Origin of the sequence: Kitasatospora sp. NPDC057198 (assembly GCF_042670125.1) — a bacterium.
GTDB lineage: Bacteria > Actinomycetota > Actinomycetes > Streptomycetales > Streptomycetaceae > Kitasatospora.
In genome coordinates this window covers 1-19,823 of record NZ_JBHUWH010000106.1, presented here as the reverse complement: position 1 = coordinate 19,823, position 19,823 = coordinate 1, and the positions used below count along the sequence as shown (strand labels likewise).

Below are 19,823 nucleotides of genomic sequence, written 5' to 3'. Positions count from 1 at the left end.
GGTCCCCGGCCGGGGACGGGCGGCCCGGCCGTCAGCCGGAGGTCAACTCCTCCAGTTCGGCCAGCAGTTCGGAGGCGGAGCCGGCGTCCAGTCCGCCCAGGAGGTTGCCGTTCGGGCGCCGGTTCGGCCGGTGGTCGCCCGGCTCGGTGTCCAGCCACACCGCTGTGAAGGTCTGGTTGCCGAACTCGTTGACGTTGCCGACCGTGACGCCGGGGGAGAGCGCGAGCACCAGGTGGCGGCCGTCCGGCAGCGGCTTGTGGAACCAGCGCTCTATGCCGGCGTCCATGGGGGCGCCGCGCTGCCAGCCGCGCTTGGTCATGCCGAGCAGCCGTCCGACCGGCACGGCGTGCCCCTCGAAGCGGTGCAGTCGGTTCCCGGCGGCCTCCTCTTCGGTGAACCGCCTTACTGTCCGCCCGAGTTGGGAGAAAGGCTGGATGATCTCGTAGTCCGCGAAGAGTTCGGCCCAGGCCGCCAGGTCCGGGCCGAGGTGGAGCGGGTGGGCGAGTCGGACGACCGCGTCCGCGGGGAGCTGGAAGGGCCGGTCGTGGGCGTCGGTGAGGGTGCGGTCCTCGGCGACCCGGAAGGCGGTGGTGCCGGTCGTCCAGACCAGGCGGCGCACCAGGTGGCCGAGCAGCGGGTGGCCGGCCAGTAGGTCGGTGAACTCGCCTGCGCTCCAGGGCCGTTGGGTGATCATGGCGGTTTCCAGGCGGGCGCTCTGGTCGGTGGCGAGGGCGCGGACGTCCTTCTTCAGGGCGGCGAAGCGCCTGCGTTCGGCCGCGGCGAGCTCGGCGTCGTCCTTCGCGCCGGGCGCGGGCAGGTCCTTGCGCCGCCTGCCGTCGGAGTCCCGTACGTACGGCCGCAGTTGCTCGTCGAAGCCGACGGTGAACGTCCGGCTGCCGTAGTCGATGACGGTGCTGCCGTCCGCGTCCAGGCCCAGGTCCGGTACCAGGCGGTCGCCGAGCTGCTCGGCGGTCAGGCCCAGGGTCCCGGCGATCTCGGCGATCTTCTCCTGGGCGCGGGCCTTCAGTGCCTTGAACTTCACCCGCTGTGCGATGCCGTGCAACTGCGCCAGCGCGGCGTCCGTGCCGATCTCGGCCAGCACGTTCAGGCCCTCCACCGCGCGCTGGTGGGCGCTCTGGCCCGGCCACTCGCGCACCAGCGGGGCCAGCCGGCGGGCGGTGTCGTCGTCGCCGAGGGCGCCGAGCGCGTGCAGCGCCCAGCTGTCCGCCCCGGCCGTTCCCGCCAGGTGCCACTCCTCGAACACCGCCCAGGCGAACGCCCGCAGCGTGTCGGCCCGCAGCGCCGGGGCGACCACCGCCAGCCCCGGGTACGGTTCGCGCGGCTTGCCCAGTTGCAGCATCGTCACCAGGTTGCGCACGGCCGGTCCGGGCAGCGCGCCGCCGTCCGCCAGCAGCACCTGCGGCAGCGCCCCGACCGGCAGCCAGGCCGGGAACACGGGCAGCTTGGGCGGCAGCGCGGCCTCCAGCGGATCCGTGCCCAGCAGGTCCGCCACCGCCGCCGCGACCCCGCCGCCGTAGCGCCCGGCCACCGCGGCCGAGAGCACCTCCGCGCCCTGCTCCGCCGCGACCAGCCGCAGCGCGTGCTCCGCCGCCGACCGGGCCTTCCCAGCCTTGCCGACCACCGCCGGCACCAGCAGCAGCGCACCCGCCACCCCGTGCCGGGCGAACCACGAACGGGCCACCGGCTGAACCGACTTGAGCCGCACCAGGGCGTCCGCCATCACACCCGCCACGACCGCGTCCCGCACCGGCAGCAGGGCGGGCAGGGTCTGCGCCGGATGGGTCAGCGCCGGGCCGTGCAGCAGCCGCAGCGCGGCCGTGCCGTACTTCGCCAGCAGCGGCCGCAGCAGCGACTCGTCACCGTCCACCAGCGCGTCCGGGTGCCAGGACTCCAGGAATCGGGCCATCACCTCGGCCGGCCCCTGCGCCAGCACCCGGCAGCGTTGCCAGGCCGAATCGGTCAGCTCGGCGCGGTGGGCGGCCGAGACCCAGTCGATCTCCGCCGGAAGCCCCCAGCGGCGGTCGGAGTCGTCCGCGAACTCCTCCAACTCCCCGTCCAGCCAGAGCAGCTCCGGGCCCCCGCCGTCGTCCAGCCCGGTCAGCACCATCGGCTTGCGGGCGGTGCGCCGCCGCTCCCACGGCGGATCGACCAGCAGCGGGGGCAGCAGTTCCGGACCGGCCTCGGGCAGCGGCTCCCGCGCGCCCTCCAGGGACAGCACGAACGCCGCGTCCTCCGCGTTCAACCGGGGCAGGATCTCCGGCAGCCGCGAACGCAGCACCGCCACCTGTCCGTTGAGCAGGTGCCGGGCCGCCCCGGCCCCTGCCGCTGGCCGCCGCGCCGCCGCCGCCAGCAGGCGCACCGCCCGCACCGGATAGCGCTCCGCCGCCACCAGCAGCGCCGGCCGGACGTGCTTGTCGGCCGCCCGCTCGACCAGCCCGGCCATCGCCTCGTCGGTCGGGAACCCGGCCAGGTACTCGGCGTACCGGCGCATCGCATCGCCGTCCGCCTGCCAGTCCAGCGAGCCCGCGACCAGCCGCCCGGCGGCCGGCCCCACCCCGTCGGCGAGGGTGGCCACCAACTGGGGCGTCCAGTGCAGGTACGCCCCGATGCCCGTCGGCCCGAACCGCTCCACCTGCTGCGCGCTGCCGAGCGAGTGCAGCAGCAGCGTGCGCAGCACCGGGCCGCCCCGCGGCCCGTACCCCGGCGCCTCGGCCAGGCACTCGTTCACCCAGCCCGGCCGCTCCGGCACCAGGTACGCGGTCACCGCCCGGCGCAGCGGCGTCGTCCGCAGCCGCTCCAACTCCTCGAGCGCGGAAGCGTATTCGGGTCCGTCGATAGCGGCCAGGGCCTGCCGGGCGACCGCCAGCAGCCGGAACTGGTGCCCCGTCGAGTGGTACCCCATCGCCTCCAGGTCGAGCGCGGCCACCCTCGCGCCCCACTGGTCCGGCAGCACCCGGGCGGTGTCCACCTCCAGGGTCGCCAGCGCGGCCCGCAGCGCCGTGCCCAGACCGAAGCGCGCCCGCCAGCCCTCGAACTCCCGCGTCAGCCAGCCCGACGGGCCCGGCCGCCGGACCATCACCGTGACGGTCGCCAGGCCCGCCGCGTCCGGCACCCCGGCCAGGTACGACCGGACGGCGGCCACCGGCTCCGGCTCGGACCCCTCGGCGGCCAGCACCCGTTCGATCGCCTCGCGCTGCTCGGCCACCTGCCGGGCCTCCAGCGCGGCCGCCTCCGCCGCGTCCACCACCGGCCAGTCGGCGGGCAGCGGCAGCGGCACCCCGCCACGGCGGCGCGGCACCACCAGCGGGCGCCAGGCTTCGGGCAGCACGAAGGCGTCCTCGTCCGGGAGCGCGGGAGGCGCGGCCGGTGCGGTCCCGGCCGGCACCGCCTCGGCGGGGGCAGCCTCGGCAGGTTCGGCGGGTTCGGCGGGTTCGGCAGGTGCGGTAACCGGCACGGCGCCCCCGCCCGCCGCCAGGTACCCCTTGCGCTCCTTCTCCGCGACCAGCTTCGCCAGGTGCGCCCCGGCCGCCGCCGCGTCGGCGAACTCCTTGACCTGGAGCCGCCCTTCGGTGCCGATCCGCCCGTACCGCACCCGCACCGAGGCTCCCTCCGCCCCGGCCTCCCAGAACTTCGCCGAACCGCCGCCGACCAGCTCCCAGCGCCGCATCGCCCCTCCACCACCACCGACCGGCCCGCGCCGGACACCGAACGGGCCGACGCCCCACCGGGCCGGCCACCTGGCGGAACCCTAACGAGCGGCGGGGACAACCCGGCGGGCCGGACCCCGCCGGAGCCGTCGTCCGACCCCGCCGCAGGGCCCGCCCCCGACTGGTAGGTTTCCGGACAAGCCGGTCCGCGGAGGGGCCCTCGGACCCGGTCGGGGAGACCAGGGAGGCAGGCGTGGCCGAAGTGAGAGTGCTCGCCGGACGGTACCGCCTGGACGAGCTGATCGGCCGCGGCGGGATGGGCCAGGTCTGGCACGGCTGGGACGTGACGCTGCACCGCCGGATCGCGGTCAAACTGCTGCCCGACGACCAGCCCCACGACCCCCGGAGCGCCGAACGCTTCCTCAACGAGGCCCGGCTGTCCGCCGGCCTCGCGCACCCCGGCATCGTCACCGTCCACGACCTGGACCGGGAGTCGGACGGAACGAGCTACCTGGTGATGGAACTGCTCACCGGCACCGACCTCGCGGTCCGGCTGCGCCGGTACGGCCCGCCGCCGGTCGCCGACTCGGTGGACTGGACGCTGCAACTCTGCGACGCGCTCGGCTTCGCGCACGCCGCCAAGGTCGTCCACCGCGACCTGAAGCCCGCCAACCTCTTCCTCACCGACGGCGGGAAGCTGAAGGTCCTCGACTTCGGCATCGCCAAATACGTCGAGGGCCTCAGCGACTCGCACAGCCGCGTGATGGGCACCACGGCGTACATGCCGCCCGAGCGCTTCCACGGCCGCTCCGGCGACCACCGCGGCGACCTGTACTCGCTCGGCTGCGTGATCTTCGAACTCCTCACCGGGCGGCCGCCGTTCGGCACCGGAGCACCCGCCGCCCTGATGATGCGCCACGTCACCGAACCCGCCCGCCCCGCCGGCCCCGAGGCCCCCGGGCCCGTCCCCCCGGAACTCGACCGCCTGATCCTCGACCTGCTCGCCAAGGACCCCGGTCAGCGTCCCGGGTCCGCCGCCGAGGTCGCCGCCCGCCTCCGCCCCCTGCGCACCGCCCCGACCGCCCCGGTTACGCCGACCGCTCCGGCCACGCCGACCGCCCCGGTCCGCACCCCCACCGAGCGGGACGTGCCCCGGCCGCGCACCCCCACCGCCCCCGTGACGGTCCTGGACACCGCCGCGCGCCCGGAGCCGGGGGAGGACGAGTACGCGGCCCTGATCCGCGCCTCGGCCGCCGACGGCCGACTGCCGCTGATCCTGCGGGAGTTGGGCCTCGGCGAGGCGAAGTACCGCACCGATCCCTGGATCGCCGCCGCCGCCCGGTCCTGGCCCGCCCCCGAACTCGCCGCCCTGCTCGGCGCGTACGACGCCGCCGGACAGCCCGCCCTCGCCGACCGCGTCGCCCACCTTGCGGCGGCACAGCGCGACCCCGCCGAACTCCCCGCCCTGTTCGCGGGGATGAGCGAAGCCGGTCAGCGCGACCGGCTCGACGCCCTGTCGGCCCGGTTCGCAACGGCCCGCCCCGAACAGCCCGTCCCGAGACGGCGCAGCGGGCTGTCGGCCCTGTTCGACGCCTTCCGCACCAAGCAGCCCGCCCCGCCGGCATCCCGGCCCGAGCCCGAGCCCGAGCCCGTGCCCGTGCCCGCGTCCCGGCCCGAGCCCCAGTCCCAGCCCGCGCCCCCGCCCGTGCCCGCATCCCGGCCCGAGCCCCAGACCCAGCCCCGGCCCTGGTCCGGGCCCGCGCGGGTGCCCGCCACCCTCCGGGCGCCGGGTACCGGCGCGGGGGAGGCGGAGTACGCGGAGTGGATCCGCGCACTGGACGCCGCCGGCCGACTCGCCAGGCCGAAGACGGAGTTGGACCGCCTGGTCCGCAGCCACCGGTCCGACGCCTGGGTGAACGCGGTGGCCCGGGTCTGGCCCGCGGACCGGATCGGAACGCTGCTCGACCTGTACCAGCGCGGCGGGCGCAACGACCTCGCCAGCCGGATCATCCGCAGCGTCCCGGAACACCGCGACCCCGCCGAACTCCCCGCCGTGCTCTCCGGGTTGCGCACCGCCAGGCAGATCCAGCGGATCGTCATGCTGTTCGGTGCGGTCCGGCGCCGCGGCGCGCCCTACGTCGAGGCGACCCGGGCCGCGCTCGACTCCGCCGGGGAACGCACGCTCGCCGAGGCCCTGAGCCTGAACCGGGACGCGTTCCGGCACGACCCGCTGGAGTCGGCCGTGTTCCCGGGCCTGTACCCGGCGGAGGAGAAGCGTCCCCCGGCCCCCGCCCAGGCGCTCGCGCCCGCCCCGGCCCCCGCCTCGCCTCCCACCCCGGCCACCACCCCGGCCACCACCCCGCCCCCCGCGCCCGCCCCGGCGGAGGAGAAGCGCTCCCCGGCCCCGACTCTGCCCCCGCCCCCGGCGGGCAGGCGGTCCCCCGTCGTTCCCGCACCCGGCTTCGCGGAGCTGGCCGAGGCGACCCGCGCCGGAGGGGAGGCGGAGCACGCCGCCCTGATCCGCTCCCTGGCGGCCCGGGGCGGGCTCCCGAGGGCGGCGGACCTGCCGACCGTCCTGTCCACCGCCGGCCGGCCGTCCCGGGCCTGGGTGGACGCGGTCGCCGGGGCGTGGCCGGCGGACCAGCTCTGGGAAGTGCTCCTCGGGTACGACCGGATCGGGCGGAGCCGGGTCGCCGACGCGATCGTCCAGGGCCTGCTGGTGCGCCGGGAGCCCGCCGAAGTGCCCGTCCTGGTCGCCGGCATGCGGACGGCCCGCCAGTACGTGTGGCTGCACGCGCTGCTCGAAGGGGTCTGGAAGCGGAACCCGGCGGACCGGGCCGCGGTGCTGACCGCCCTCGACCGGGCCGGTGAGCACCGGATCACCGAAGCCCTGCGCCGGGGCACCAATCGGGAGCGGGCGCTGTGGGCGGCGGTGAAGGCGCCCGGGGGACCGGCCGGGGCGCCTGCCGTGCGGGCCCCCGGCCCGTACGCCACGGAGGAGGAGTACGTGCGGTGGATCCGCGACCGGCAGGCGGTCGGCGAACTCCCGCCCCCCGCGCGGATGTCGGCCCGCCACGGCCACGGCTACCAGTCCGACGCCTGGGCGGAGGCGGCGGCTCGGACCTGGCCCGCGGCGCTGCTCACGGAACTGCTCGCCACCTACCGGGAGACGGGCCGCAGCCGTCTCGCCCGTGAGATCGCCCTCCGCGTCCCGGTGCGCCGCCCCAACACCGAGTGCCTCGCCATCGCCAGGGCACTGCGCGAAGCCGGGCAGGACGCCCTGGCCGCCATGGTGGACGCGGGGTACGAGGCCAGATGGGGCACCCGGATCACCCCGGGCCCCTGAGGCCCGGCCCCCTCCCGCCCGTCCGCCTGCGCCGAGCACCCCCGACGAGGACGCGGGACCCAGGTCCCGGCCCGGAGCCCTCCGCTCAGAACCCCCGCTCAGAACCCCCGCTCCGAGCCGCCGGGCTGGGCGGCCAGGGTCTGGGTGGCGATCACCGCGGCCTGCACGCGGCGTTCCACGCCGAGCTTGGCCAGCAGCCGGGAGATGTGGTTCTTGACGGTCTTCTCGGCCAGGAACACCCGCTCGCCGATCTGCCGGTTGGTGAGCCCCTCGCCGATCAGCGCCAGGATCTCCCGCTCCCGGTCGGTCAGCTGCGGGAACTCCGGCGCGGGCGCGGGCGCGTCGCCGCGCAGCCGGGCCATCAGCCGGGTCGCCGCGCCCGGGTCGAGCATCGACTGCCCGGAGGCGACGGTGCGGATCGCGGTGACCAGGTCGGTGCCGCTGATCTGCTTGAGCACGTAGCCCGCCGCGCCCGCCATGATCGAGTCGAGCAGCGCCTCCTCGTCGTCGAAGGAGGTGAGCATCAGGCAGGCCAGCTGCGGCATCCGCGAGCGCAGCTCCCGGCAGACCGTCACGCCGTCGCCGTCCGGCAGCCGCATGTCCAGCACCGCGACGTCCGGGCGCAGCGCGGGCACCCGGGCCAGCGCCTGCTCGACCGTCCCGGCCTCGCCGACCACCTGGAGGTCCGGTTCCGAGTCCAGCAGGTCGTGCACCCCGCGGCGGACCACCTCGTGGTCGTCCAGCAGGAAAACCCTGATCGGCGCCGAACCCTCGGACATGGCAGCAACTCCTCCTCGCGGACCCCTACACCCGGCAGTCTGCCAAACCCCACCCGCCCACCGACAGGGCCACCCGCCCCCGACCTCGCTCCGTACCGGGTCCCGGCCGGTCCCCGGCACGGCCCCGACCGGCCCTTGACACTTTCCGCCCGGACGTGCTCGAACCGCCGCCGGTTCCGACCGGCTCAGCGCTCCCCGGCCCCGCCGTCCGACCAGGGCAGCGCCCGCCCCGACCAGAGCGGCTCCACCCGCCGCCAGGAGCGCTCCCAGGAGTCCGCCGCCCGCCGCTCCAGCACCCGCAGCCGCCAGCGCAGCCCGCACACCCCGCCGAACGCCACCGCCCCGAACAGCAGCAGCCCCAGCAGCGCCCGGTCCACCGCCCCGTACGGGGCCGCCGCCAGGCCGACCGGGAACAGCCAGGACGGCAGGAACCGCGCCGGGACGCACCCGGCCGCCGCCGCACCGGCGACCAGGCCCGCCGCCGAGGTGCAGCACGCCAGGGCGACCGCCCGCCGCCGGGCCCGGTCCACCCCGCGGCGGAGCGGGTTGCACCGCGCGCCCCGGCCCCGCCGGTGGTGCGCCTGCTGACGGCGGTCGAGCCGGCGGCGGGTCGGCGGGCGCACGGACGGGCGGCGCGGGTGGGGCACGCGCGGATTCCTCTCCTCGGCGGTGCGACCGGCCCCCCGTGGGCGGTCGCGCCGTTGGCAGCGTGTCGAAGCCGCGCGGCGCGCGGATAGGGCCGGGCGGTCCCGCCCGACGGGCCGATGGTCCCGAAACGGGCGAACCGTCACAAGTCGAGCGGCGGGGGCAAACCGTACGCCAATCCCGCCCCAAGGGTCCGTCAACCCCCGGGGACCGGTGCGCCGCTGGGCCAAAGGGTGGGGCTACGCTCCAGCCTGCCCCGGACGGCGGTGGACGTGACCTACATTGACGTGGGAGTTCGCCCGGTGGGCCGGAGCGTCCGGCGGCCCGGGGCGTCCGGCCTTCCGACAGGAGCAAGCACAGTGGTCGACCCCGTTCCCGCGGACGCCGGGACGGCCCGGCAGCGGCTCCGTGCCTGGCTGCTCGGGGGCCTGTCCGACATGGCCAAGCAGCACCCCGGCCCGCACGCCCAGGCCACCGACCAGCAGCACGGCCAGCGCTGGTGGAAGGTGATGTGCCTGACCGGCCTGGACTACTTCTCCACCCTCGGCTACCAGCCCGGCATCGCCGCGCTCGCCGCCGGACTGCTCTCCCCGGTCGCCACCGTCGTGCTGGTGCTGGTCACCCTGTTCGGCGCGCTGCCGGTCTACCGCCGGGTCGCCCGGGAGAGCCCGCACGGCGAGGGCTCGATCGCCATGCTGGAGCGGCTGCTGTCGTTCTGGAAGGGCAAGCTGTTCGTCCTCGCCCTGCTCGGCTTCGCCGCCACCGACTTCCTGATCACCATCACGCTCTCCGCCGCCGACGCCACCGCCCACCTGGTGGAGAACCCGCACCTGCGCGGCGCGCTCGGCGGCCACCAGGTGCTGATCACCCTGCTGCTGGTCGCCGCCCTCGGCGCGGTCTTCCTCAAGGGCTTCAGCGAGGCCATCGGCGTCGCGGTCGTCCTGGTCGGCGTCTACCTGGCGCTGAACGTGGTGGTGGTCGCCGTCGGCCTGTGGCACGTGGTCACCGCGCCGTCCCTGATCACCGACTGGACGCACGCCCTCACCCTGGAGCACGGCAACCCGGTCGCGATGATCGGCGTCGCCCTGGTGGTCTTCCCCAAGCTCGCCCTCGGCCTGTCCGGCTTCGAGACCGGCGTCGCCGTCATGCCGCACATCGAGGGCGACCCGGACGACACCGAGCAGCGCCCCACCGGACGCATCCGCGGCGCCCGCAAACTGCTCACCACCGCCGCCGTCATCATGAGCTGCTTCCTGATCGCCACCAGCTTCATCACCACCCTGCTGATCCCCGCCGACGACTTCCAGCCCGGCGGCCCCGCCAACGGCCGCGCCCTGGCCTACCTGGCCCACCACTACCTCGCCCACCACTACCTCGGCGGCGCCTTCGGCTCGGTCTACGACCTGTCCACCATCGCCATCCTGTGGTTCGCCGGCGCCTCCGCGATGGCCGGCCTGCTCAACCTGATGCCCCGCTACCTGCCCCGCTACGGCATGGCCCCGCACTGGGCCCGCGCGGTGCGCCCGATGGTGCTGGTGCTCACCGCGATCGCCTTCCTGGTCACCTGGCTGTTCGACGCCAACGTGGACAAGCAGGGCGGCGCGTACGCCACCGGCGTGCTCGTCCTGATCACCTCCGCGGCGATCGCCGTCACCATCGCCGCCCGCGCCGCCCGCCAGCGCGGCTGGACCGTCGGCTTCGCGGTGATCGCCGCGGTCTTCCTCTACACCACCGCGATCAACATCGCCGAACGCCCCGACGGCGTGAAGATCGGCGCCTGCTTCATCGCCGGCATCGTGCTGGTCTCGCTCGCCTCCCGGCTCGCCCGCGCCTTCGAACTGCGGGTCACCGAGGTGCGGTTGGACGAGGTCGCGGAACGCTTCGTGCGCGACACCGCGCACCGCACGATCCGCTTCATCGCCAACGAACCGGCCGGCCGCGACCTCGCCGAGTACCGCGACAAGGTGCACCAGATCCGCGCCGACAACGACATCCCGGTCGAGGACGACCTGGTCTTCGTCGAGGTCACCGTCCTGGACCCGTCCGACTTCGAGGCCGAACTGCACGTGCGCGGCGAAGTCCTGCACGACCGCTACCGGGTGCTCACCCTGGAGCACTCCAGCATCCCGAACGCGCTCGCCGCGATACTGCTGCACGTGCGCGACACCACCGGCGAACTGCCGCACATCTACTTCGAGTGGACCGAGGGCAGCCCGTTCGCCCAGTTCCTGCGCTTCTTCCTGTTCGGGCAGGGCGAGGTCGCCCCCGTCACCCGCGAGGTGCTCCGCGAGGCCGAACCCGACCGGGGCCGCCGACCCCGGGTCCACGTCGGCTGACACCCACCGGCCGGGGCCGGGGCGGTCAGGACCCCTCCGGCGCCCAGGCCGCGACGCCCAACTGCCCCGTCGTGCCCAGGTCCAGCTCCGGCGTCACCATCACGGCCGCCGCGTCCGGCGTGGCCCGCACCCGCACGTACGGGGCGTTCACCGGGTCGGACGAGGCGTCGTTCGTGTTGCGCCACACCAGGGCGGCGTTCGCCTTCCCGCCCGGCGGGACGGTGAAGCGGCGCGGCGCCCGCCCGGTGGCCGTCCCGGTCGAGATCGCCGAGTTCCCCTCCAGCACCCGCACCGACGGCACCGGGGCGTGCGCCTCGTCCAGCACCTGCACCTGCGGGAAGCCGTCCAGCACCACGTCCCGCGTCCCGCAGTTCTCCAGGTGCAGCCCCACCGCCCGCAGCCCCATCGCCGCGTCCCCCCGGTCCGCGTACACCCGCACCCCCGACGGCGGGCACGCCCCGCCCTCCGAGGGCGCCTCGGCCGTCGGCACGCTGCGCACCTTCAGCACCTTCACCCCCGGGGCCGGCCGGGCCGCACCGGACGGGCCCGGGGTGCTCGGCAGGACACCGACCGGCAGGTCCGGCCGCGCCGCGCCGCCCGTCAGCGGGAGCCGCCCGCGCACCGACGCCCCCGGGGCCAGCGCCGGCTGCGACGCCGAGAGGTTGTCCGAGAGCCGCTCCCCGCTGCCCGACCAGCCGAACGACACCGACACGTCGGCCGGTTCGGCCCCCCGGTTGGTCACCTCGTACTCCAGGCAGTCCGCGCTCACCGCGACGATCCGCACCCCGTCCCGCGCCCACCCCTGCGGCGCCGCCGTCGGAGCCGCCCCGCACGGCCCCGCGCTCCCCGACGCCGAGGCCGCCGCCGTCCCGCCGCCCCCGGCCCCGGTGACCGACCCGCAGCCCACCACCGCCCCCGCCGCCACCACGACGCCCACACCCACCCGAACCGCCCGCATCAGAACCATTCGGAGAGTCGACCACGAACCGCCCGGCGTGACTGTGACCCAGGTCACCCCGGGCGCAACAGCCCTGCAACGGTCGCGAGCCGGCGCCCCGTCAGGCCCGCGCCAGCGGAACGCCCCCGGTGCGCCCCGCCAGCAGCGCCGCGACCTGGTCGGCGCAGCGCAGCGCGGCCCGCTCCATCGCCTGCCGGGTCATGCCCGCCACGTGCGGGGTGAGCAGGGCGTTGGGCAGGCCGAACAGGGGCGAGGCGAAGGCGGCGTGCTCGTGGGCGAAGGTGTCGACGGCCGCGGCCGACAGCGGGTGGGCGGGGTCGCGCAGGGCGGCGGCCAGCGCGGCCTCGTCGACGATGCCGCCGCGGGCCGTGTTCAGCAGCAGCGCGCCCGGCCGCATCAGGGCCAACTCGCGCTCCCCGAGCAGGTTCCGGGTGGCCGGAGTCAGCGGCAGGTGCAGTGACAGGACGTCGCTGCCGGCCAACAGCCGCTCCAGGTCGGCGACTTGCTCAACACCCGCCAGCCGCACCGGAGTTCGCGACCAGCCCAGCACCCGGGCGCCGAGCGCGCCGGCCCGTTCGGCCAGGGCGCGGCCGGTCAGGCCGAGGCCGGCGATCCCGAAGGTCAGCTCGGACAGCGCCCGGGCGGGCCCGGGGGAGACCCAACGCCCTTGGTGGGAGGCGGCGTTGAGCTGCGCCAGCTGCCGGGTCAGCGCCCACGCCTGCCCCAGCGCGAACTCGGCGACCGCGTCCGCGTTCGAGCCCGGGGTGTGCGTCACGGCGACCCCCAGCCGGGCCGCGGCGGCCAGGTCGACGTGATCGGTGCCCGCGCCCGCCCGCCCGACCACCCGCAGCGGACGAGCCGACTCCGGGGCGGTGGCCGCCGCCAGGAACGCCTCCCGCAGCGGCACCCCGCCGCGGGACTTCACCGCGTCGAAGCCCCGCCCGTCCCGGACGAACTCCGCCAGCAGCTCGTCGGCCCGGAACGCGTCGAAGTCCGCGAACGCCACCCGCCCCGCCCACCCGGCGCGCACCGCGTCCGGCTCCGCCACCCGCCGCAGGTTCAGCGTCACCGCCAGTCCGTGCCCGAGCAGCCGTCCGAGCTCCCGGTCGAGCAGCTCCCCGGGCGCGGCGTCCAGCACCAGCACCCGGGCCGGGCCGTCCCCGCTCAGAACGGCAACGAGTGCAGCCGCACCGCTCCGCCCCCGGGCCAGCGCGCTCCCGGCGCCAACCCGGTCCACATCGCCCCGAGCCGGACGGCCTCCGGCCCCTCCGGCTGGTCGGCCGTCACCGGGCCCGGCACCGCCGACCACCCCAGGTGCGCGTACAGCGGGGCCCGGTCCGGCAGGCAGAACAGCATCGCGATCCCGAGCCCGTCGGCCCGCGCCGCGTCCAGCGCCGCCGTGACGACGGCCCGCGCCAGCCCGTGGCCGCGCCAGTGCGGCGCGACCAGCACCCCGCCGATCCCCGCCACCTCGAAACGCCGCCCGCCGACCTCGACCGGCGCCACCACGGACCCGGCATGGGCCACCGGCCGGCCGTCCAGGAACACCCCGAAGTGCCGGTCCTTCGGACGCCAGGTGCCGCCGACCGCCGCCACCTCGAACGGGTCCTCCGACTCGCCCAGCTCCTGCAGCGCGGGCCAGCCGCCCCACTCCGCCAACTCGGCCGCCGCGCTGAAGCCCGGTCGATCCGCCATCCTCGCCGCCCTTCCGTCGCCGTTCTTCCGTCGCCGTTCCCGCGCGGGTCCTCCGTGCCGGGACCGGTCCCGGGGGTCAGCAGTCGCAGCCGCAGTCGCACCCGTCGCAGCCGCAACTGCTGCAGCACCCGTCGTCCCCGCAGCAGTCGCAGCACCCGCCGCAGCAGTCGCACCCGTCGCCGCAGTCGCAGCTCTGGCGCTGGCAGAAGCCCTCGCGCCGCTCCCGGCTGAACGGGTCGTCGTGGGTGCAGCACAGCAACTGGCAGGTGCAGGCCATGGTGAGCCACACCGCGCAGCCGGGGATCAGCGAACGGGGCCGCTTCGGCTTGCCGAGGTCGTGCGAGTGGTGGTCCGGAACCGACGGGGCGTCCGGATCCGTGCCGGGCGGGGAGCCGTACGCGGCGGTGGCGGCGGTGGTGGCGGTGGGGTTGGCGGCAGCGGTGGTGCAGGTGTGGTGGTGGTCGCGGCGTCCGAAGACCCGGTCGACCGCCTCCCCGGTCTCGTGCGCCAGCAGCAGGTGCGCCAGCGCCCGGTCGGTGAACTCGACTTCCTTGAGGGCGAGTCGGATGCCGTGGACGGCGTCGCGGCAGAGGCGTTCGGCCTCGGCCTGGGTGGTGCCGGTGACGGTGAGGGGGTTCCACAGGCCGTGCGCCTCGTCGTCGGCGCGGTCCTCGGCGGCGTCGAGCAGGTGGGCGAGCCGTCCGAAGAGACGCCCGGCCTCGGCGAGCGCCTGGGCGTTGTGGGGGCGACCGGCGAGGGTGGCGGTGTGGGCGAAGGCGGCGGCGGTGGCCTCTTCGGTGGGCGCGGTGGCCAGCAGGAGGGGGCCGCCCGCGGTGACGGCCTGTTCGGCGGCCTCCTGGCGCTCGCCGGCAGCCAGCAGGACGCCGGTGTCGAAGCCGAGGGCGGCGGCGGTGCCGGTGCTCTGGCGGTCCCAGCGCCGGGTGACGCGGCGGGCGCCGGCGGCGACGGGACGGCGGGCGAAGAGGCCGTCACCGTCCTGGACGTGGTCGCGGACCTTCACCGAGGCGAGGGCGAGCGAGACGGCGGCGGCGAGCCGGGCACCCTCGCCCTGGGCGACGGGCGCGCTGCGCATGCCGCGCAGCGGGCAGGGGCCCGCGGTGCGGCGGTCGGCGGCCTTCGGCGACTGGGCCTCGACCAGGACGGATATCACCAGGCCGTCGTAGTTGGTGGCGGTGCGCGCCAGCTGCCCGTGGTCGTCGCGCAGCGCGAGGCACAGCCCGCACAGGTGGGCCATCCAGGATGCGTGCAGCCGCTCCGACAGCCGGTGCCGACACGGTCTGATGATTCCGAACACGCCCTGCCCCATTTCCCACCGAGATTTCCGGTCATCCTACTGACGCCGGCACCGGCAGTGGGGTTCCGTCCGGCGGCAACGGGGTTCCGCCCGACGGCAACGGGGTTCTGTCCGCGAGCCCGGCGGTGATCCGGCCGGTTCGGCGGTGATCCGGTCGGTCCGGCGGTGTCCCGGCAGGCTCAGCGGTGGCCCGGCAGGTCCAGCGAGAAGTGGAAGGCCACCACCGACATCCGCCGCGCGTGGTAGAAGCGGTGCGCGCCCTGGTTGACCACGCCGGAGTCCAGCTCCACGCGCACGCAGCCGGAGCGGGCCGCCCGCTGTTCCAGCTCGCCCATCAGCCAGGCGCCGACGCCGCCCGAGCGGAGGGCGGGGTCGGTCACCAGGTCGTCGACGAACAGGATCCGCCCCCGGCTGGTCGCCAGCGTCCGGTGCGTCGCCACGGCCACGCAACGGCCTTTTCCGGACGGTGCGTTGTCGTACGCGGCGGTGAACACCAGCCCCTGGCCCGCCGCCTCACTGGCGAAGGCGGCGAAACCGGGGCCGCTGAGGGCGGGGCGCAGGGCCCGGAGCAGCGGTTCAACGTCCCTGAACAGGGCCTGACTTGGGACGTCCACGTCTCTTGCGAGCAGTTCCATCCGGTCATTGTTCACCGCGCCGGGCGGCCGCCGCACCTGGGTAACGGTCATCCGGCCGCCGGGCCGGGGGTGCCGGGCGGCCCGCCGCGTTCAGGGGGCGAACGAGCCGTCCGGGCCGCCGGTGCACAGCAGCCCGGCGGGGGAGGAGAGCTGCCACGGGTGGGCCGGGCCGCCGGGGGCCGGGTCGGGGGCGACGGCCAGCACGTGGCCGGTGTCGAAGGCCAGTTGCAGGCCGCCCGCCGGGGTGACGGTGGCCGCGGTGATGGCGGCGTCCGCGAGCCGGCCGAGCGCACCGGTGGGGGAGAGGCCGAGCGCGGGGTAGAAGTGCTCGACCTCCGCGCCGTGCCGCAGCCGGAAGTCGTTCTCCACCGTCAGCAGCAGCCCGCCGTCCAGGCCCAGCACCAGCCGGTTGCCGCCGCCGAGCGACCGCACCGCGCGGCCGTCCAGTTCGGACCCGATCGACCGCGCCATCCCGTGCCTCCCGATCCTCGTGCCGCACCGGCGGCCACCGCCCCCACCTGCCCATTCATACCCGGCCGGGGGCCGGGTACCCGCCGCGAACCGCCGGGCGGGAGGCGACGGGAGAGGCCGGCCCCGGCGGCGGGCTCGGGCGGCGGGTTCAGGGCGCGGCGAGCGGGGGCACGCCGTCCACCAGCTCGGCCGGACCGGCGGTCGGCGGCAGCGCGCGCACCGCCAGGCAGGCCGCCAGCCGGCGCGCCGCGGGCGGGGTCAGCACCCGGGCGGCCTCCCGCGGGGTGAACAGCCGCCACTCGGCGATCTCCTCCTCCTGGACGCGGACCGTCGCCAGCAGCTCCGGCCCGGCCGTCCCGCCGTCGTACACCAGCGACAGGTGCGGCGGGTCCCACGGGTGGACGGTCACCCAGTCGATGCCCAGCAGCCGCCCCGGCTCGCGCTCCCAGCCCAGTTCCTCCCGGGCCTCCCGGCGGGCGCCCGCCCGGGGCAGCTCCCGGTCCGCCTCGACCGAGCCGCCGGGCAGCACCCACGGCGCCTCGCCCCGCCACGGCTTCAGGCGCACCAGCAGCACCCGCCCGTCCGGGTCGGTGAACAGCATCCGGGCCTTGGCCCGGACCTTGGGGCGGCTGGCGTAGTACGTCTGCTTGTCCATCGGCGGGGGCGGCGCCTGGCGCCCGGAGCCCGGCGGCAGCAGGCCCTCCAGGGCGGCCGCCCCGAGGTACGCGGGGGCCGGGCGGGGCGGCAGGTGCAGGGCGGAGTGGCCGACGGGGAGGCCGTCCGCGAGCTCCAGCGGCGCGGCCGAGCGCGGTGCCCGCAGGCAGGCGCCCATCCGGCGGGACAGCAGCGGCGGCACGGCCGACAGCAGCAGGTCGACGGACAGGTGGACCATCGCGTCCAGCTCCGCCGCCTCCAGCCGGACCGCCGCCCGCTGCTCGGCGGTCAGCGGCTCGGCCCAGTACAGGAAGGCCGCGATCGGGGGCCGGTCGTGGTCCAGCGACCAGTCCAGGCAGGCGAGTTCGCGCAGCACCGGCGTGACGCCCAGCTCCTCGCGGATCTCCCGGACGGCGGTGTGCCGGGGCGAGGGGTCCGCCCGCTCCCAGCCGCCGCCGGGCACCGCGATCGGGTGCTTGGCCCGGTACGAGTTCCGCACCACCAGCACCCGCCCGTCCTCGTCGGGGAACAGCACCCCCGCCGCCGCCATGATCTCCCGCCCGCTCACCGCAACCCCCCCCTGTCCGTCCGCCGTCCTCCCCGCCAGCATGCCCGACCCGCCAGCATGCCCGAGGCCCGGCCCGCCGCGCCGCAACGGCGGCGAGCCCGCGCCGGACCGGAAGGTCCGCCACGGGCTCGCGGTCCCGGCGCGCCCCGGCCCGTCGGGGCGCGGTGCGGCCGGTGCGGCGGCGCCGTCAGGCGTTGGCCGGAGCCTCCAGCAGCTGCGCGTACGGCGCGAGCTTGCGGATCGACTCGATGTTCTTCAGGCACTGCTCGCGGGACTCCTCCGGCTCGCCGGTCACCACGACCGAGCCGTTGCTCGCCTTGAGGCGGAAGCGGTGGTTGCCCGACTCGTCCACGTACAGCTCGAACTTCCCAGCCATCGAAATGCACACCTCTCGTTGGGTATCCCCCTCGACGGCCAACGTAGGGTCAGCTCCCGGCCCGTGCCTCCCGGACGTGCCGTTCGAGTGCCCGGCCGGGGCGGCGGTGCGGCGCCGCGCGGTGGCCCGCGGCGGGCTCAGCGGGTGCGGCGTCCGCGGCGGGCCAGGTGCCAGGCGCCCTGCTGGACCAGCAGGGTCAGGACGCCGGCCAGCACGATGCCCGACAGGTTGAGGGCGAGCTGGACGGCCGAGCCCCAGCCCTGGGCGTACTCGCCGTAGCCGATCGCGACGGCGGCGTTCGCGGCGGCGGGGACGGTGGTGACCGAGATCGCCACCCCGACCAGGGCGGACGCCTTGGCCGAGGTCAGCGAGAGCAGCCCGGCGACGCCCGCCAGGAACGCGACGACGAACGACATCGCGTCCGGCTGCCAGATGAACGAGGTGTTGGGGCGCGCGGCCGCGAACTTCGCGTCGCTGAACAGGCCCAGCGCGTCCATCAGCAGCGAGAAGCCCACGGTGAGCGCCATCGCCACGGTGAAACCGACCGCCAGCGCCAGCAGCGAGCGCAGGGCCGGCCGCAGCCGCCGCTGCACGAGCGCCACGCACAGCCCGGCGAGCGGGCCGAACTCGGGGCCGACGGCCATCGCGCCGACGATCAGGATCGCACTGTCCAGCACGGCGCCGCAGGCCGCCAGCATGGTCGCGACCGCGAGCAGGGCGAGGAAGACGCCGCTGAGCGTCGACTCGTCGTGGACGACCTCCGCCACCTCCTCCCACACCAGCGCGTCCACACCCTCGCCCGGGGCCGCCGCCTCCGCCGCGTCGGCCGCGGCCGAGAGGGTCAACCCGGTCTCGTCCATGCTGATCGCCCCGCGCTCGGGAAGGCCCAACGCCCGCAACTCGCCCAGCAGTTCGTCCACCGACTCGCGTGCTGCGTCGCACAGCACCACGTCCCCCGCGGGCCGCACCGCCCCGCCCGGCAGCACCACCACGTGGGCGACCCCCGCGCAGGCGTCGAGCCGTTCCACGACCTCCTCGCGCAGGTCGGCGGGGACGATCAGACGGAGCTGCAGCACGGGATCCTCCGGAGGTGGTGAGGGCGAAACGCGCCCACCCTAGGGCCCGCCGCAGGTTCGGGGGTGCGCCGCGTACCGTCCGCCGCCCCCGCCGGCACCCCCTGACCCCTCCCGGATGGACGCGGGCACAACCCGCCGCCGACGCGTTGTGCCCGACGAACAGAACCGGCGCCGGAACCTGTCGGGCCGCCGCGCCGCTCCCGACGATGAGTGGCAACCGCCGGGGCCACCCTCCCGTGCAGTCCCCTCACTGCGGGGCCCGGCGGATCCTCGACAAGGAGCCCCATGCCTCTCGGAACACGCATCGGCGCCGCGCTGCGCCGCCGCTCCACCCGGGCCCTGATCGGCTGTGCGGCCGTCCTGCCCGCCCTGGCGATGGCCACCGCCGCCCCGGCGTCCGCGGCCGCCCTGCCCGTCCCGTACGTCATCGCGGCGGGCGCGGCCCCGTCCATCCTGGCGCCGAACTCCGCGCCGCCCGGCGCCGACGACTGGACCTGCCGGCCGAGCGCCGCGCACCCCCGCCCGGTCGTCCTGGTGCCCGGCACCTTCGAGAACGCCAGGTTCAACTGGGACTCGCTCGCCCCGCTGCTGAAGAACAACGGGTACTGCGTCTTCGCGATCAACTACGGCGACAACGGCCTGACCGGCAGCCCGATCAAGTCGGTCGGCCCGGTCGCCAACTCGGCGGCCGAACTCGCCGCCTTCATCGACCGGGTGCTGGCCGCCACCGGCGCGGCCAAGGTCGACCTGGTCGGCCACTCGCAGGGCGGCATGATGCCGCGCTACTACCTGAAGTTCCTCGGCGGCGCGCCGAAGGTCAACGCCCTGGTCGGCCTGGCGCCCTCCAACCACGGCACCACGCTCGACGGCCTCACCACCCTGGAGGATGCGCTGGGGACGCTCGGCTTCTCCAACTTCCTCTTCGGCACGGTCTGCGACGCCTGCGTCGACCAGGCCGACGGCTCCCCCTTCATGACCAACCTGAACGCCGGCGGCGACACCGTCCCGGGCGTCTCCTACACGGTGGTCTCCACCCGGTACGACCTCGTCGCCACGCCGTACACCAGCCAGCAGCTCTCCGGTCCGGACGTCACCAACATCGTGCTGCAGGACCAGTGCGCCCTGGACTTCGCCGGGCACGTCCGGGTCGCGTTCGACCCGATCGCGCTCACCGACGTGCTGAACGCGCTCGACCCGGCGCACCCGCGGCCCGTCCCCTGCCTGTACATCCCGCCGTCCATCTGACCGCCGTCCGTCTGACCGCCTACCGCGCCGACCGCGTCCCGCGCGGCGCCCGGCCG

General features: G+C 76.2%; 15 protein-coding genes. 3 read left to right on the top strand and 12 right to left on the bottom strand.

Translation table 11 applies throughout. The annotated features are described in order from the left end of the window. Window positions 1-31 precede the first annotated feature (31 nt). Window positions 32-3,688 (bottom strand): DUF4132 domain-containing protein, encoded by a 3,657-nt coding sequence (locus tag ACFUEL_RS15080; RefSeq protein ID WP_380236658.1) that lies wholly within the window; start codon window positions 3,686-3,688, stop codon window positions 32-34. Window positions 3,689-3,921: 233 nt separating this feature from the next. Here ACFUEL_RS15080 and ACFUEL_RS15075 point away from each other — a divergent pair, with 233 nt between their 5' ends. Continuing rightward, window positions 3,922-7,014, top strand: coding sequence for a protein kinase (locus ACFUEL_RS15075; RefSeq protein WP_380236657.1), 3,093 nt, complete (start codon window positions 3,922-3,924; stop codon window positions 7,012-7,014). 98 nt (window positions 7,015-7,112) lie between these two features. Here ACFUEL_RS15075 and ACFUEL_RS15070 read toward each other — a convergent pair whose 3' ends face one another. After that, a complete protein-coding gene (locus tag ACFUEL_RS15070) occupies window positions 7,113-7,793 on the bottom strand; it encodes a response regulator (protein ID WP_380236656.1) in 681 nt (226 codons plus the stop codon). A 185-nt stretch (window positions 7,794-7,978) separates the two neighbouring features. Beyond that, window positions 7,979-8,440, bottom strand: a complete 462-nt coding sequence (locus tag ACFUEL_RS15065; RefSeq protein ID WP_380236655.1) for a hypothetical protein — start codon at window positions 8,438-8,440, stop codon at window positions 7,979-7,981. Between the two features lie 357 nt (window positions 8,441-8,797). Here ACFUEL_RS15065 and ACFUEL_RS15060 point away from each other — a divergent pair, with 357 nt between their 5' ends. Continuing rightward, window positions 8,798-10,774 carry an amino acid transporter gene (locus ACFUEL_RS15060; RefSeq protein WP_380236654.1) on the top strand — a complete coding sequence of 659 codons (1,977 nt, stop codon included), beginning with the start codon at window positions 8,798-8,800 and terminating at the stop codon, window positions 10,772-10,774. 25 nt (window positions 10,775-10,799) lie between these two features. On the opposite strand, the gene ACFUEL_RS15055 is transcribed toward ACFUEL_RS15060, so the two are convergent. The 9 genes from ACFUEL_RS15055 to ACFUEL_RS15015 form a co-directional block, all read right to left on the bottom strand. Further along, complete coding sequence (locus tag ACFUEL_RS15055) at window positions 10,800-11,732, bottom strand: DUF4232 domain-containing protein (RefSeq protein WP_380236653.1); 933 nt, start codon at window positions 11,730-11,732, stop codon at window positions 10,800-10,802. 100 nt (window positions 11,733-11,832) lie between these two features. Beyond that, on the bottom strand, window positions 11,833-12,876 hold the full coding sequence (locus ACFUEL_RS15050; RefSeq protein WP_380236652.1) for an NAD(P)-dependent oxidoreductase: 1,044 nt from the start codon (window positions 12,874-12,876) through the stop codon (window positions 11,833-11,835). Between the two features lie 20 nt (window positions 12,877-12,896). After that, the gene (locus ACFUEL_RS15045) at window positions 12,897-13,427 is read right to left on the bottom strand and encodes a GNAT family N-acetyltransferase (RefSeq protein WP_380236651.1); all 531 of its coding nucleotides are present in this window, start codon (window positions 13,425-13,427) and stop codon (window positions 12,897-12,899) included. A gap of 76 nt (window positions 13,428-13,503) precedes the next feature. Beyond that, window positions 13,504-14,742, bottom strand: a complete 1,239-nt coding sequence (locus tag ACFUEL_RS15040; RefSeq protein WP_380236650.1) for a DUF5685 family protein — start codon at window positions 14,740-14,742, stop codon at window positions 13,504-13,506. 179 nt (window positions 14,743-14,921) lie between these two features. Next, window positions 14,922-15,377 (bottom strand): GNAT family N-acetyltransferase, encoded by a 456-nt coding sequence (locus tag ACFUEL_RS15035; RefSeq protein ID WP_380236649.1) that lies wholly within the window; start codon window positions 15,375-15,377, stop codon window positions 14,922-14,924. A 90-nt stretch (window positions 15,378-15,467) separates the two neighbouring features. After that, a complete protein-coding gene (locus ACFUEL_RS15030) occupies window positions 15,468-15,848 on the bottom strand; it encodes a DUF6188 family protein (RefSeq protein ID WP_380236648.1) in 381 nt (126 codons plus the stop codon). 148 nt (window positions 15,849-15,996) lie between these two features. Next, window positions 15,997-17,070: an NUDIX domain-containing protein gene (locus ACFUEL_RS15025; protein ID WP_380236647.1), complete on the bottom strand. Its 1,074-nt coding sequence runs from the start codon at window positions 17,068-17,070 to the stop codon at window positions 15,997-15,999. 187 nt (window positions 17,071-17,257) lie between these two features. Next, a complete protein-coding gene (locus ACFUEL_RS15020) occupies window positions 17,258-17,446 on the bottom strand; it encodes a DUF1508 domain-containing protein (RefSeq protein WP_033218853.1) in 189 nt (62 codons plus the stop codon). Window positions 17,447-17,583: 137 nt separating this feature from the next. Beyond that, complete coding sequence (locus ACFUEL_RS15015) at window positions 17,584-18,522, bottom strand: DUF389 domain-containing protein (RefSeq protein WP_380236646.1); 939 nt, start codon at window positions 18,520-18,522, stop codon at window positions 17,584-17,586. 375 nt (window positions 18,523-18,897) lie between these two features. Between ACFUEL_RS15015 and ACFUEL_RS15010 the strand changes: the two genes are divergently transcribed. After that, window positions 18,898-19,767 carry an esterase/lipase family protein gene (locus tag ACFUEL_RS15010; protein ID WP_380236659.1) on the top strand — a complete coding sequence of 290 codons (870 nt, stop codon included), beginning with the start codon at window positions 18,898-18,900 and terminating at the stop codon, window positions 19,765-19,767. Window positions 19,768-19,823 lie beyond the last annotated feature (56 nt).